This window comes from Luteibacter pinisoli (assembly GCF_006385595.1).
Lineage (GTDB): Bacteria > Pseudomonadota > Gammaproteobacteria > Xanthomonadales > Rhodanobacteraceae > Luteibacter > Luteibacter pinisoli.
In genome coordinates this window covers 3,572,419-3,585,755 of the sequence record NZ_CP041046.1, presented here as the reverse complement: position 1 = coordinate 3,585,755, position 13,337 = coordinate 3,572,419, and the positions used below count along the sequence as shown (strand labels likewise).

The window sequence follows — 13,337 nt, the reverse complement described above, 5'->3', positions numbered from 1 at the left end:
CGGTACCGGAGTCCGACATATTTCGGATAGAGCCGTCACCAGAGATCCTCATCGTCGTTGACGACAGGACGGTGCGTGTCTACATCAAGACGTTCATACATTTGAACTACGAGCGGGAGCCTGGGAATAAGTACAGCGATTACCGTGTGGATGCCTTGCTTGCCTACGAAAAGAAATACTAAATGAGGAAATCATGTGACTTACTGTCTTAATTGCTTTCATAGGTTTGCGGCGACGTGATGTCGTGGTCTCTTGGATTAACGAAGTGCGTGGTCGCAGCGCTTTTTTTCATGATGGCCGGGTGTGTGCAATCGGTAAGTAAGCCCGCTGTAGAGCGACGTGGCGTTCGATTCGATGCAGCCCACTTCAAGTGGCACGCGTTCTATTCTGAATGTGGACAGACGCTCGGATGCACTGTTCTCTACGCCAATAGAGTGCAGCGTAGGGACGATGACAAGGTTATGACTGGTCGACTTAGAGAGGATGTTCTCACGCGAACGCCGTCTGTCGAGATTGGAATTCGAAATTTTCCCGATCCGGCAGTCGTTACATGGACTTCCAAGGACGGCACGAATCATCGTGAAGTGGTCGATATCAGGCAAATCTTCAGGGACGAGGTCGTCATGCACCGCGTCCCATCCAGCGACGTAGACGGTGTCACGGAAAGTCCGGTCATCCTCCTCATCGTGGATGACCGAACGATACGCATATACATGAAGGTCAGGGTGCGCCTGAAGTACGAAGAGGTTGTTGGAAACCCATATAGCAAGTATCGCGACGAGCTTACGCTTGCGTTTCAGAAGACGTATTAACAAGGAGGAAGTAGAGTGAAGGAGAATCACAAGAGGGACGGGAACGGTCGATATCTCGACGGCGTCGACACGGTTTTCACTGGAAGCAATGTTTTACGATCGTTCGATGTGGCGCGTGGTCAGTTGGGCGCCTTTTCAGCCCCATCATTGCTTGAAGTTGGCGCCGAAAGACAGAGGCTGTTCGTCGCCAACTTCGATGGGACGGGTAATCACGCTGGCACAGATACAGATCACATCACGAACATCGGGCGCATCGCTGGAGCGATCGCGGGGAGTGGTGATTCGCGAGTCGCCCAGGCCTATGTAAATGGGCCTGGAACCGATGGTTCAGCGCCTAAGAGACTCGCCGACAACGCGTGGGGGATCTCACATGACGAACGCGTCCGTCGCATGTACGAAATGTTTGCAGAGAAAGCCGAAGAATGGCTGCGTAGTGATCCAAAAGCCGACATTCGCGTCTTGGTGACGGGCTTCAGTCGAGGCGCGGAGGAGGCCGCAAGCTTTACGCGCATGCTTCACGAGCGTGGCGTTGAGATTGAAACAGATTCGGGAAGACTGCGACTCCGGGAGGGTGGTTCGATTCCCCAGGCTGTAGTCCTGTACGACCCAGTGGGAACAGGGCATCCACGTGCACACGATCGGCGGCTCCCTCCATCCGTTGTGTCTGGGATACAGATCGTTGCCGCCGATGAGCGCCGCACTCAGTTTCCGTCGTCGACGATTATCCGGCGAGGCATTTCCCGCGACGGCCGTTTCCTTGGCGTGACGGTTCCTGGGTCGCATTCGGATGTTGGTGGCAGTTATCACACGGACGGTTTGGCCCGGGCTACGGAGGCGCTGGTCTCGGACTACATCAACTCACTGACCGAAGATGGATTCGTAAGCCGCCCTGAGCTGTCGCGGTTAGTCGCCGACTACGATATGCACAAGTCCGAACAACACCAGCCGTTCTACACCACCGGCGCCTTCGAACGCCTGGGAACGCGCGACACCCGAGGTGCCGAAGCCCATCCCAGCCATTGTCGCCTCGTTGACGACTGCGCTCCTCCCGAACCCGCTGACGTGGCCTTGCTTGAGCGCATGGGTCCAACGCATCCGGCAAGGTGGGTCAAACACCGCTCGACGCTATCGGTCGCGAAGTCGCCATCGAGCCGGCGCCGTTACCCGCGCATGTCCACTATGAGCAGGCGCAGCAAGCCGCTCGCGCCGAGGCGACGCGTGCTGACATCGGGCGTCGCCAGCTGGATCCGGAGGCATCGTGGGCGGACCACTATCAGTCCCTCCGTCCGTCGGCTGAAGAGCGCGACCACAAAATCGATTTTTCGAAGTTCCCACCCCTCGGGGTCGAAGGGGATCCCACCAGCCCCTCCCACCCCCACCACCGCGACAACGCCCTCTACCAATCCGTCCACGACCAGCTCAACGCCATCCACGCCGAGGAGGGCATCACCCTGACTGACGAGCAGATGGAGCGCCTGGCGCATTGCTCGGTGGCGCAGGCGAAGCGTTGCGGAATGACCGAGGTCACGCACATGGCGCTGGGCCAGGATCGGCAGGGGAACCTGGAGCCGGAGGTGCACCTGTACCAGGCGTTCCGCGACAACCTTGACGACCCGCGGACGAAGTGGGGGAAGGTCGATGCGCTGGAGGCGTTCCAGACACCTGTCGTAGCAGCTTCCCAGGATCTGCAGGCGGCGAACCAGCAATGGGACCAGATGCAGCAGGATCGCCAGGTGCAACTGGCCCAGCAGCCGGAGCCGGGGATCTCGATGTCGCGCTGAATTTGCCGGCTGACCTATGGCGCGCAACGGCTTCCGGCCCTAAGCTTGGCCCCGCGCCATCCTTACCGGGGAATTCATGCCTGCTGTCGACCGCAAGCGCGTCGTCATCGCGTTCGTTGTGCTGTGTGCCCTCTACAACCTGGGAGAGGGCATCGGCGGGCATGTGTTCCACAGCCTGGCCATCGTCGGCGCGTGTCTCGTCGCCATGCTGGCCGCCGCGTGGCCGCTGGGTCGCTGGCTGGGCTTCAAGGGCTACGACGCCTATGCGCTGGAGTGGCGGCGGAGCACGTTCCTGCTGCTTTCCGGCGGCCTGGTGATGGCCTTGCTGCTGAAGTACACGGCGGTTTGCGTCGGCATGGCGCTCGGCGTGTACACGGCTCGGCCGCCGGAGACCGCCGCCGCGGCCGCCATGTCGTTTGCGTCATCACTGCCCTGGGCCCTGGTCGTCACCTTCGTACCCTCGATGGCCGAGGACCTGCTCACCCGCGGCTTTCTCTACCGCGCCATGCGGGTCCAGTGGGTCTCCTGGGTCTTCGTCGTGGTCAGTGCCGTGTTCTACATGGTCAACCACGTCTATCGCATGAGCGCCGGGGTCGGTGAGTGGCTGATGCTGTTCTGCTTCGGCCTGGCTTACGCCACGGCCGTCGTCCGTGCGGGAACGCTCTGGCTGGCCGTCGGCCTGCATTGGGGCTGGAACCTGGCCAACCAGCTGATCGATACCGTGCTGCCGTATGACATCGCGCTGCCGGCGTGGTCGCCGATCCTGTCGGCGGCGGCGCACGTGGTGATGCTGGGCGTGCTCTTCGCGGTGCCTACGAATCTCGAAGGCGACGACCTCCACGCCGACCCGGCCTGAGCCGGGGTCAGAAGTGGACGACGAAGGCCAGGGTGGTGGTGACCTGGCGGCGCGAACCGAAGTCACGCACCAGCGGGCTGTCCGACGCATTGCCGTACAGACGCCCATAGTTGAGCGCCACGGCGAAGCCGGTATGCACTGACGTCGGTACGAAGGCGTCGTATTCGAGGCTGGCTGAGTGCCAGCCGGCACCCGGCTGGTAGGGCGCGGTCCCGATGGCCTGCGCTTCGGTGGGCGTCACGCCATAGAACCGCCGCATCCCGGCGCCATTCATGCCTTCCACCTGGAGTTCCAGCGAGTGCTGGATATACCAGACGTCCGGCAGCTGCCAGTCCCCATACAGTGCGGCATAGGCACCGGCGCCGCTCGTGTCATGCGCCACATGCGTGCCGACGCTGAGGCGTTTGGTGAAGGCGTATTCCAGGTAGCCGCCGCCCTGCCAGCGCGGTGACAGCGATGCCACCTTGCCGCCGAGCTGGGGGCCCAGCTCGTTGTGCGTGCGGCCCCACAGCCAGTTGCCGTAGAGGCCACCGTGCCAGTGCTCGCCATGGATGAGGTCGATGGTGAGGCCGTCGGTGGTCGAAAGTTCTCCCACGCCCGGAAGCTCAATGTCGATATACGGCACCGGCTGGTTGCGGGTGTCTTTCGAACCCTGCCATGCAGGCATGCGTTGCACGCCAGCGCCAAAGGCGTAGGTTGGTGCGTCGTCATCGGCGTGCGCGGCAGCACATGCAGCTAGCGCTATGAGCGGGGCGAGGCACGTACGGCGCATGCGGGAAAGGGTTTTGTAAGGAGGGCCGATGGTGCCACAAAGTCCTTACGATCCGCTTTCAGCACGGGAAAGGGCCTCGAAAGGATTTGCCCCTAGCCTTCGCAGCATCTCGGAAACCGGCTGCCTGGCTCGTGCTTACATCGCCCGAATGGAACATCCTCTGCGACTTCGACGGCACCATCGCCGTGGAAGACGTCATCGATTCGCTGCTCGATCGCTACGGCCGCCCGGGTTGGGAAGTGCTTGAGCGTGACTGGCGCGAAGGTCGCATCGGTTCCGCCGTCTGCATGGCCGGGCAGGTGGGCTTGCTCGACATGAGCCACGATGAACTCACCGCGCATCTCGGTGGCCTGCACATCGACCATGGTTTCGCCGCGTTCGTGCAGGCGACCATCGATGGCGGTATCCCGCTGGAGATCGTGAGCGACGGCCTGGATCATGCGATCCACGCCATCCTCGCCAACCACGGTATCGACAGCCTGCCGACCGTGGCGAACAAGCTTCGCCAGGTCGCGCCGCGTGCGTGGAACCTCACCTCGCCGTTCAGCGCCGACGGCTGCCGCAGCGGCACGTGCAAATGCGCGCGTGTTGAGGTCGCCCGCCAGCGCGGCGGCAAGACCTTGCTGATCGGCGACGGCGCATCGGATTTCTGCGCAGCCGATCGCGTCGACTTCGTCTTCGCCAAGAACCGCCTGATCGAACATTGCCGCGCCGCGGGCATCCCGTACGCGCCCATCGCCAGCTTCGACGAAGCCCTGGAACTGCTCCCCGCTCTTCTCGACGGCCGCCTGCCGCCGAAAACCGTGCTGCCCACCTCCGTGCCGAACACTGTGGAACTGCCTGTATGAATATCCTTTCCCGTACCCCCGATATCGTGATCGACGACGCGGACCTGCTCGCCGACGAAGCGAAGTACTGCTCCTTTGGCGACACCGTGCACTACGTCGATCCGCCGAAGATCTTCCGTCATGCGGAAGGCAGCTACATCTACGACAGCGAGAACATCCCGTTCCTCGACCTGCAGATGTGGTACTCGGCCGTGAACTTCGGTTACGGCAACAAGCGCCTCAACGATCGCCTGAAGTCGCAGATCGACCTCCTGCCGCAGGTGGCTAGCCAGTACCTGCACCAGGGCAAGATCGAGCTCGCCAAGACCATCGCGGTGGATGCGAAGCAGAAGTTCGGCATCGATGGCCGCTGCCATTTCAATGTGGGTGGCGCGCAGGCGGTGGAAGATTCGCTCAAGCTCGTGCGCAACGCGCGCGGCGGCAAGAGCCTGATGTTCGCCTTCGAAGGCGGTTACCACGGCCGTACGCTCGGTGCTTCGTCCATCACCTCGAGCTACCGCTACCGTCGCCGCTTTGGCCACTTCGGCGAGCGCGCGCAGTTCATCCCGTTCCCGTACCCGTTCCGCCGCCCGAAGGGCATGACCCCGGAAGAGTATTCCGACGCGTGCGTGCGCCAGTTCGAGCGCCTGTTCGAAACCGAATACAACGGCGTGTGGGATCCGAAGGTAGGCGAGGCCGAATACGCCGCGTTCTACGTCGAGCCGATCCAGGGCACGGGCGGCTACGTCATCCCGCCGAAGAACTTCTTCATCGACCTGAAGAAGGTGCTCGACAAGTACGGCATCCTGATGGTGGTCGACGAAATCCAGATGGGCTTCTGGCGCACCGGCAAGCTGTGGTCGATCGAGCACTTCGGCGTCACGCCGGACGTCCTTGTCTTCGGCAAGGCGCTGACCAACGGCCTGAACCCGCTGTCGGGCATCTGGGCGCGCGAAGAGCTGATCAATCCGACGATCTTCCCGCCGGGCTCCACCCACTCCACGTTCAACTCCAACCCGCTGGGCACCGCGCTCGGCCTGGAAGTCATCCAGATGGGTTACGAGCTGGACTACGAGACCAAGGTGGCGGAGAAAGGCAAGCACTTCCTGGACGGCCTGCGCGACCTGCAGAAGCGCCACAAGGAAATCGGCGATGTCGACGGCCTCGGCCTCGCCCTCCGCGCCGAAATCTGCACGGACGATGGCTTCACGCCGAACAAGGCGCTGCTCGACCGCATGGTCGACATCGGTCTGGCCGGCGGTCTCACTCACGAGGGCAAGAAGATCGGGCTCGTGCTGGACGTGGGCGGCTGGTACAAGAACGTGATTACGTTCGCGCCGTCGCTCGACATCAGCCACGACGAAATCGACCTCGCCATCGCGTTGCTCGACCAGCTGCTAACGCTGGCCAAGCGCGGCTGACATTCCGGGTTGGTCTGCCGGTGGCACTCGTGAACCAGCTCGAGCCGGATGCGCTGCTCGGGCACTTCGAGCGCCATCCACCCCACGGGTTCACCCCGTTCCGTGCGGTGGATGGTGCTCCACTTTTCTCCACGAGTTTCGACCTGCTGACCACGGCGGATGACGCGACGCGCCACGGCGTGTCGCGCCTGCCGTTGCAGGGACTCATCAAACGCCTGCTCACCGTGCGGACGTGCTTCGTCGGCACCACGGTTTCCGAGTACGCCCTGTTCCACGCCACGAATCCGGTGACCCTCGCGGCGGACTGGGCCGAGCGTTATGGCCGGACGCATCCGCTGCTGATCGTGAAGGACCTGGCGGTGGATTCCCCGCTCACGTCTGCGAGCGAGCGGTGCTGGACGTCGCGGTTCATCGATGCGGCCCGTGATCGTGGCTACCTCATTCTCGAAGGACAGGCGCTCGCCTATGTGCCGATCGACTTTGCGTCGGTCGACGAGTACCTCTCCCGTTTATCCTCATCGCGCCGCAAGAACCTCCGCCGCAAGCTGCGTTCGCGTGAGGCGATGGACATCACCTGCGAGGTGACGGGCGATGCGTTCGCGGATGACGCGGTAGTGGATGCCTACTATGCGCTTTTCGAGAACGTCTACGCGCAGAGCGAAGTCCACTTCGACAAGCTGTCCCGTGCGTTCTTCGCATCCGCGTTCCGCGGGCAGGGCGGTGTGGTCTTCTCGTATCGCCACAAGGGCGAACTCATTGGCTGGAACCTGTGCTACGAGCATCGGGGGAAGCTTCTCGACAAGTACGTCGGGTTTTCGTATCCGGCGGCGCGCGAGCTGAACCTGTATTTCGTCAGCTGGTTCGTCAATCTTGAATACGCGATGTCGCGCAAGCTGACGCATTACGTGGCCGGCTGGACGGATCCCGCCGTGAAGGCTGAGCTCGGGGCCCGATTCCACATGACCCGGCACGCCATCTACATCCGTAATCCGGTGCTGCGTGCGGTGGCGGCCCGGCTTTCCCATCATTTTGAATCCGATAGCCAGTGGGCCACCGATGACACCGCGACCGATCGTCCTTGACCTCGACGGCTCCGTCGGCGAGCTGCCCGAAGGGCTCGTCCTTCCCCTGCGTGGGTACGAAGAGGGTGTGCGCTTCGGCTGTTCGCAGGGACGGCTGCGCCGGCTCGGGGCGATCCTCGATGCCTCGCTGCCCGAGGTGCATGGCACCGTGTTCATGGGCAGTGGTGACTTCCACCACCTGACCTGGCCGCTGGTCACCCGCGTGCCAGGTCACCAGGCCTTCCAGGTGGTGGTGCTCGACAATCACCCGGACAACATGCGCTTCCCCTTCGGCGTGCATTGCGGCTCATGGGTGCGCCGCGTGGCGATGCTTCCGCGGGTGAGCCATGTCCACGTGATTGGCATCACCTCGCAGGACATCGGCAAAGGCCATGCGTGGGAGAACTACCTCGGGCCCCTGAAGGCCGGGAAGCTCACTTACTGGTCGAATGGCGTGGATACGGGATGGGCCGGCAAGCTCGGCCTCGGCAATGCGTTCCGATCGTTTGCCGATGCAAGCGCGATGGTGGATGCCTTCGTCGCCGGCCAGACGCGCGCCGGCCTGCCTACGTACCTGTCCATTGACAAGGATGCGTACGCGCCCGACGTGGCGATGACCAACTGGGACCAGGGCAGCCTGAGCGAGGCGGGCGGTGAAGCGATCATCCGCAGCCTCCGGGGCCGCATTATCGCCAGCGACGTCACCGGTGACATCTCCCGCTACACCTACAAAACGTGGTGGAAGCGCCGCCTCAGCGCCATGGACGAACAGCCCGACATCGACCCGCTGCGCCTGCGCTCGTGGCAGCAACAGCAGCACGCGTTGAACCTGCGTTTACTAGACGTTATCCACGGATAGCCGTTGGCCGGCAACGCCCAGGAGGGCCTCAGTCTCCGCAATGCAGGTTGAGGCGACTTCAGCGCTGATGGGGTCGCCGGAGTAGTCGCTCAGGTTTCGTTGCTTTCTGAGTGCGTCGAGGGTGATCAGGGTTTCCTTGGGCACACCCATCGACCAACCAAGGCACTGGATTGCCGTCTGATGGTGTCCCGGCTGATTCTGCGATGTTCGGAAACCCTTCGCAGCGAGGCTGGCCATGGCGATGCGATGGATGCACTTATAGGCAAGGTCGAAGCGGGTGTCGGGACCGATGCCGCTGGTCTCGACTTCGGCCAAGCTACGCCTCGCCGCCATGGTGAGCCGCGTGATGAACTCACGATCAATCGGTGTTCGCTGCAGCCGTCCGATGGACACGAGGTTGTCTAAGGTCATCATCGCTTCCCAGCACGAAGAGCTTCGGTTGAGCGATGACCTCCTGGAGGAACGTATCGCCGACCGCCAGCTTCGTCTGGAACTCACGTACACCGTAGAGGCACGGATTGATTTCTCGTGTCAGCGTCGTCTGAACGTCATGAAGGGCGGCGACGACACTGCGAAATCCAACGTCGCCGATGATGCAAACGTCGATGTCGCTGTGCGCGTGCTCGGTTCCACGCGCGAATGATCCGTACACAAAGGCGGCATGGATATCAGCGGCTAGCGGTTCGAGAGCGCTGCGCAACGTGGTATGGACACCGGCGGTCTTGCGGAAAAGCGATGCGAGCTCGGGGAATACCGGGCAGTCGGGGTTGGCGCGGTATCTGACCTGATTGCCGTGCACGATTCGGCTCAAAAGACCGGATGCAGCAAGCTTTGCAAGTTCGCGATGTAACGATCCCGCGTGGGCGCCGGTCTCGCGCGCAATCTCCCGTACGTGCACGCTTTGCTCGGGGCGGAGGTAAAGGAACGCTAAAGCAGTCTGGCGCCGACCACCGAACAGGGCATCGAGAATGTCACTCATGTAGCCGATTTTGCTACAACCGTAACAATTCTGGCTACATTTGCGATGGGCGCGCAGCGCAAGCACCGCGTTCAGCCCGCCGAAGGCGAGGGAGTTTGACAGAGCGGCATGGATGGCAAGCGAACGCGCGGAGCCGGTGACGATGTCGAGGTCGCACGCAGGGTCGTGATCCAGCAAGTTGGCGGTGGGTGGGACGATGCCATCGCGCATCGCCGCCAGTGTGGCGACAAGTTCGAGGGCGCCCGCTGCGCCGAGTGCGTGGCCGTGAACGGCCTTGGTTGATGTGATGGCGATCCGGTCGGCGTGCGCGCCGAAGGCATCGCGGATGGCACGGGTTTCCGTCACGTCGTTCGCCGCGGTGCCGGTGCCGTGCGCATTGATGTGGTCGATATCCGACGGTTCCATGCCCGCATCGGCCAGCGCGGCGGACGCGCCTTCTGAAGAAGGCGCAACGATGTCACCCGCATCCGACGTCATGCCGACGCCGGCAAGCTCGGCGATCACGGTAGCCCCGCGAGCATGGGCATGGGCGCGCGACTCAAGGACGAACATCCCTGCACCTTCGCCCAGGACGAGACCCCGGCGCTGTCGGCAGAAGGGGCGGCAGGTGTCGTCGGCCAGTACACGCATGGCCTCCCACGCGCGAAGCACGCCATAGCTGAGGCAGGCTTCGGCACCGCCAGCCAAGGCGATGTCGGCCATGCCTGATCGGATCAGCAGCGCGGCTTGGGCGATGGCGTGGTTGGTCGAGGCACATGCGCTGCTCACGGCAAACACGGTGCCGGTGGCGCCGAACGCTCTCGCCACGTGGCTCGCCGGCGCACTGGCCATGCTGCGCACGATGCTGAAAGGATGGACGCGCTCGGCCTTCTCGGCATACAGCCGGCGGCATTCCTCATCGCGGCTTGTTTCGCCGCCGGTACCGGTGCCGATGATCACGGCGATGCGTGGCCCGGGCGTGGACGAAGGTATCCAGCCCGATTCGGCCACGGCCTCTCGCGCAGCGACGACGGCAAACTGCGAGACGCGATCCAGCAGGCCCATGCTGCGTTCGTCGAAATGCCGGGCAGCGTCGAAGTCGCGTACCTGTGCCGCGACGCGCACGCGCAGGTCGGCGGCGCGGGGATGCTGCAGCGGCGCGATGCCGGAGCGCCCGGCTTTCACGGCGTCCCAGAACGATGGCGCATCGTGCCCGACGGCACTTATCACGCCCATGCCGGTGATGACGACCGCCTGGTCAGGCGCGCGCGCCATGGTGTTCAACTATGTGCCTCGTGCGATCAGGCCGCCGGTGCCGCGCTGGCGTTCTGCGCGAGCGCCGCTTCCACGGCGTCGACCAGATGCTGCAGGGAATCCGTGCCCGGCTTGGCATCGTCGTCGGCGAGCTGCACGCCAAAGGCTTCCTCGATTTCGAAAACAATTTCGATCGCTTCGAGGGAATCGACCTGCAGGTCCTGCAGGGTACTTTCGACGGTTACCGTGGCGCGGTCGCGTCCGCTTTGTTCCGCAACGATATCCAGTACGCGTGTTTCGATAGCTGCATTCATGGCGATCTCCGGGTCACGCGGCACCAGGCCCCGATGTGGGGCCCGCGGTTCCGGTAGCGATCAATCTAGACCGCTCGCCTTTGCGGTGGCTTTCGTCGAAACGCGCTTACCAGCGGCCGATCAGGTGCTGTACCAGCAGGCTCGTGAGTGCGACGGCGGCCCACGTACCGAGACCGAGAAGAATGGGGCGGGGGCCGGTTTTTGCCATGCGGCGAAGGTCGGCCGACAGGCCGATAGCGGTGAGCGCGACGATGATCAGGCACTCGGCGATGAAGTGGATCGTCGGCAGGATGGCTTCCGGGACGAGGCCCGCCGTGCGCACGGCGGACGCGACGAGGAACCACAGGATGAACCAGGGAAAGATCTTCGCGAGGCTGAAGTCGCTTGCACCGCCGCGCTTCTGCCGCCACGCGACGATGAACGCGATGGCGAGGCTGATCGGAATGATCAGCGTCGCGCGGGTGAGCTTGACGATGGTCGCGTAATTGCCCGCGGCGTGGCTGTAGCTGTAGCCGGCCGCGACGACCGACGAGGTGTCGTTGATCGCCGTGCCGGCCCACAGGCCGAAGCCCAGATCGGAGAGGCCCATGGCATGGCCAAGCAGGGGGAACAGCAACACGGCGACGAGGTTGAACAGGAAGATGGTGCTGATCGCGAACGCGGTGTCGTGGTCGTCGGGCTTGATGATGGGCACGACGGCCGCGATGGCCGAGCCGCCGCAAATGGCGGTACCGATGCCGATCAGCACCTGCAGCTTGTCGTGCACGCGCAATACGCGGCCGAGAAGCCACGCCGTGAGGCCCGCGGCGGCGACGGTGGCCAGCGTCACGGACAACGATTCGAGGCCCGTCTTCGCGACCTGGTTAAGGCTGAGGCCGAAGCCCAGGGCGATGATCGACCACTGCAGGATCTGCTTGCCGGCAAAGCGAATGCCGGGTTGGAAGCGTGCCGACGGCGCGGCGAAGTGTCGGACAAGGATGCCGAGGACGATGCCGCAGACCGCGCCACCCACCAGTGGCATCAGCCGGCCGAGCCCGAACGCCACGGCAGCGACGGCCAGTGCCAGCAGGACGCCGGGAAGGCGCGAGGATTCAGCGGGCGGGGTGGTGGTGATGGCGGACACGGGCGGAGCCTCTGGCGCTGGGACATGCGTATTGTCCCTGCTCCTTGCCTATAAGCACATTGAAAATACCTGATCGCAGTAATAAGGTTTGCTTATGCATGCGATCAGCCCCCGCCAGCTCGACGTCTTCGTGGAGATCGCGACCACCGGCAGCGTGCGCGCCGCCAGCGAGCGGCTGTTCCTCAGCCAGCCGGCCGCCTCCATGGCCCTGGCCGAGCTGGAACGGCAAATCGGTGAGCCGCTGTTCGACCGCGAGCGTGGACGCCTGCGCCTGAACGACCGTGGACGCGACCTGTTGCCCCTGGCGCGCGAACTGGTGGAGCGGCATGCCGAGTTCGGCCGCCGCGCAACGGGAGCGGTGACGGCGCTCTCCGGCGAACTGCGCGTCGGCGCGAGCAACACCGTCGGCAATTACCTCGTGGGTGATCTCGTCGGCCCGTTCGTCGATGCGTTCCCTTCCGTGTCGCTTCGACTGAGCGTGGCCAACACCGACCGCATCGCGCAGGGCGTGCTCGACCACGATGTCGATATCGGCTGCGTGGAAGGTCCTGTCGCGCATGCTGCCATCGAGGCGCGGCCATGGCGCGAGGATCGGCTGGTGGTCTGTGCGCGGCCCGGGCATCCGCTCACCGCGCGTAAGCGCCTCAGGCGAACGGACTTCGCCGGCGAAGGCTGGGTCCTTCGTGAGCGCGGTTCGGCGACGCGCGCGCTGAGCGAACGGGCCCTGGCGGAATTGCCTGAGGGTCGCACGGTGCTGGAACTGGATCAGTCGGAGGCGATCAAGCAGGCGGTGATCGCCGGGCTGGGTATCGCCTGCCTGCCCGAGGTAGCGGTCGCCGATGCGGTCGCGACGGGGCGGCTGGCGGTGTTGCCTACGCCGTTCCTGGACCTGCGTCGTACACTCTCGGTCTTGCTGCATCGGCAGAGGTACCGCGGGGCGGTACTGGACGCATTCCTGGCGACGCTTGACGCCGCGATGTAACGACAACGAGGTGCATGGATTGATTCGTCCTATCTCACGCGCGCGTTGGCTGGGTCCCCTGGCCGTCGCGATGCTCTGGGCTCCCCCGGTGCTGGCCGCGCTTTTGCTCCTCATGCCGAACGCCGGCCTGTCGTTCGGTGATGCGATGGGCGTGGCCACGATGCTGTTCGTCGTGGCCGCCGCGCTGCTCGCGGCCGGCGTGGTCCTTTTCGCAATCTACGCGGCCTTCGCGAGGCCGCGGCGCCCCGGCTACCTGTGGCTCGGCGGCGTGGCGCTGTTGCTACAGGTGCTCGCGGGCATCGTTCTCTCGATGTGAC

14 protein-coding genes and 2 pseudogenes are annotated in these 13,337 nt (G+C 63.8%); 10 read left to right on the top strand and 6 right to left on the bottom strand.

What is annotated here, in order from left to right; translation table 11 throughout:
- Positions 1-269 precede the first annotated feature (269 nt).
- From FIV34_RS16355 to FIV34_RS16340, 4 genes and pseudogenes are all read left to right on the top strand, one after another.
- Positions 270-812: a hypothetical protein gene (locus FIV34_RS16355; protein WP_139984591.1), complete on the top strand. Its 543-nt coding sequence runs from the start codon at positions 270-272 to the stop codon at positions 810-812.
- A gap of 15 nt (positions 813-827) precedes the next feature.
- A pseudogene (locus FIV34_RS21535) lies at positions 828-1,283 on the top strand (phospholipase effector Tle1 domain-containing protein); the annotation flags it as partial.
- 632 nt (positions 1,284-1,915) lie between these two features.
- Complete coding sequence (locus FIV34_RS21280; protein WP_246058653.1) at positions 1,916-2,593, top strand: XVIPCD domain-containing protein; 678 nt, start codon at positions 1,916-1,918, stop codon at positions 2,591-2,593.
- A gap of 76 nt (positions 2,594-2,669) precedes the next feature.
- A complete protein-coding gene (locus FIV34_RS16340; protein ID WP_139984588.1) occupies positions 2,670-3,449 on the top strand; it encodes a type II CAAX endopeptidase family protein in 780 nt (259 codons plus the stop codon).
- Between the two features lie 7 nt (positions 3,450-3,456).
- On the opposite strand, the gene FIV34_RS16335 is transcribed toward FIV34_RS16340, so the two are convergent.
- Positions 3,457-4,116 carry a MipA/OmpV family protein gene (locus FIV34_RS16335; protein WP_246058652.1) on the bottom strand — a complete coding sequence of 220 codons (660 nt, stop codon included), beginning with the start codon at positions 4,114-4,116 and terminating at the stop codon, positions 3,457-3,459.
- Between the two features lie 236 nt (positions 4,117-4,352).
- On the opposite strand from FIV34_RS16335, the gene FIV34_RS16330 reads away from it, so the two are divergent.
- The 4 genes from FIV34_RS16330 to FIV34_RS16315 are packed head-to-tail and all read left to right on the top strand — an operon-like array spanning position 4,353 to position 8,389.
- Positions 4,353-5,069 (top strand): MtnX-like HAD-IB family phosphatase, encoded by a 717-nt coding sequence (locus FIV34_RS16330; protein ID WP_139984586.1) that lies wholly within the window; start codon positions 4,353-4,355, stop codon positions 5,067-5,069.
- The gene (locus FIV34_RS16325; RefSeq protein ID WP_139984585.1) at positions 5,066-6,469 is read left to right on the top strand and encodes an aspartate aminotransferase family protein; all 1,404 of its coding nucleotides are present in this window, start codon (positions 5,066-5,068) and stop codon (positions 6,467-6,469) included. The genes FIV34_RS16330 and FIV34_RS16325 overlap by 4 nt, the downstream gene beginning before the upstream one ends.
- Positions 6,470-6,489: 20 nt before the next feature.
- Positions 6,490-7,551 carry a GNAT family N-acetyltransferase gene (locus tag FIV34_RS16320; RefSeq protein ID WP_139984584.1) on the top strand — a complete coding sequence of 354 codons (1,062 nt, stop codon included), beginning with the start codon at positions 6,490-6,492 and terminating at the stop codon, positions 7,549-7,551.
- Positions 7,526-8,389: a hypothetical protein gene (locus FIV34_RS16315; protein ID WP_139984583.1), complete on the top strand. Its 864-nt coding sequence runs from the start codon at positions 7,526-7,528 to the stop codon at positions 8,387-8,389. The genes FIV34_RS16320 and FIV34_RS16315 overlap by 26 nt, the downstream gene beginning before the upstream one ends.
- On the opposite strand, the gene FIV34_RS16310 is transcribed toward FIV34_RS16315, so the two are convergent.
- From FIV34_RS16310 to FIV34_RS16295, 5 genes and pseudogenes are all read right to left on the bottom strand, one after another.
- Entirely contained in the window at positions 8,369-8,803 is a 435-nt protein-coding gene (locus tag FIV34_RS16310; protein ID WP_211352649.1) for a DNA-binding protein, read from the bottom strand. The two genes, FIV34_RS16315 and FIV34_RS16310, sit on opposite strands and share 21 nt — an antisense overlap.
- Positions 8,748-9,368, bottom strand: a complete 621-nt coding sequence (locus FIV34_RS21275) for a nucleotidyltransferase domain-containing protein (protein ID WP_170207691.1) — start codon at positions 9,366-9,368, stop codon at positions 8,748-8,750. Before FIV34_RS21275 ends, FIV34_RS16310 begins: the two co-directional genes overlap by 56 nt.
- A 51-nt stretch (positions 9,369-9,419) precedes the next feature.
- A pseudogene (locus FIV34_RS21270) lies at positions 9,420-10,622 on the bottom strand (beta-ketoacyl-[acyl-carrier-protein] synthase family protein); the annotation flags it as partial.
- Positions 10,623-10,648: 26 nt separating this feature from the next.
- Complete coding sequence (locus FIV34_RS16300; protein ID WP_139984580.1) at positions 10,649-10,915, bottom strand: phosphopantetheine-binding protein; 267 nt, start codon at positions 10,913-10,915, stop codon at positions 10,649-10,651.
- Between the two features lie 106 nt (positions 10,916-11,021).
- Entirely contained in the window at positions 11,022-12,038 is a 1,017-nt protein-coding gene (locus FIV34_RS16295) for a YeiH family protein (protein ID WP_139984579.1), read from the bottom strand.
- Between the two features lie 94 nt (positions 12,039-12,132).
- Here FIV34_RS16295 and FIV34_RS16290 point away from each other — a divergent pair, with 94 nt between their 5' ends.
- Both FIV34_RS16290 and FIV34_RS16285 read left to right on the top strand, forming a co-directional pair.
- Positions 12,133-13,020: a LysR substrate-binding domain-containing protein gene (locus FIV34_RS16290; protein ID WP_139984578.1), complete on the top strand. Its 888-nt coding sequence runs from the start codon at positions 12,133-12,135 to the stop codon at positions 13,018-13,020.
- A 70-nt stretch (positions 13,021-13,090) separates the two neighbouring features.
- Entirely contained in the window at positions 13,091-13,336 is a 246-nt protein-coding gene (locus FIV34_RS16285) for a hypothetical protein (RefSeq protein ID WP_139984577.1), read from the top strand.
- Position 13,337 lies beyond the last annotated feature (1 nt).

Coding starts and splice junctions, on each gene's coding strand:
- FIV34_RS16300 (WP_139984580.1), bottom strand. CDS start 10,915: ATGAATGCAGCTATCGAAACACGCGTACTGGATATCGTTGCGGAACAA.
- FIV34_RS16325 (WP_139984585.1), top strand. CDS start 5,066: ATGAATATCCTTTCCCGTACCCCCGATATCGTGATCGACGACGCGGAC.
- FIV34_RS16335 (WP_246058652.1), bottom strand. CDS start 4,116: ATGCCTGCATGGCAGGGTTCGAAAGACACCCGCAACCAGCCGGTGCCG.
- FIV34_RS16340 (WP_139984588.1), top strand. CDS start 2,670: ATGCCTGCTGTCGACCGCAAGCGCGTCGTCATCGCGTTCGTTGTGCTG.
- FIV34_RS16290 (WP_139984578.1), top strand. CDS start 12,133: ATGCATGCGATCAGCCCCCGCCAGCTCGACGTCTTCGTGGAGATCGCG.
- FIV34_RS16285 (WP_139984577.1), top strand. CDS start 13,091: ATGCTCTGGGCTCCCCCGGTGCTGGCCGCGCTTTTGCTCCTCATGCCG.
- FIV34_RS16315 (WP_139984583.1), top strand. CDS start 7,526: ATGACACCGCGACCGATCGTCCTTGACCTCGACGGCTCCGTCGGCGAG.
- FIV34_RS16310 (WP_211352649.1), bottom strand. CDS start 8,803: ATGATGACCTTAGACAACCTCGTGTCCATCGGACGGCTGCAGCGAACA.
- FIV34_RS21275 (WP_170207691.1), bottom strand. CDS start 9,368: ATGAGTGACATTCTCGATGCCCTGTTCGGTGGTCGGCGCCAGACTGCT.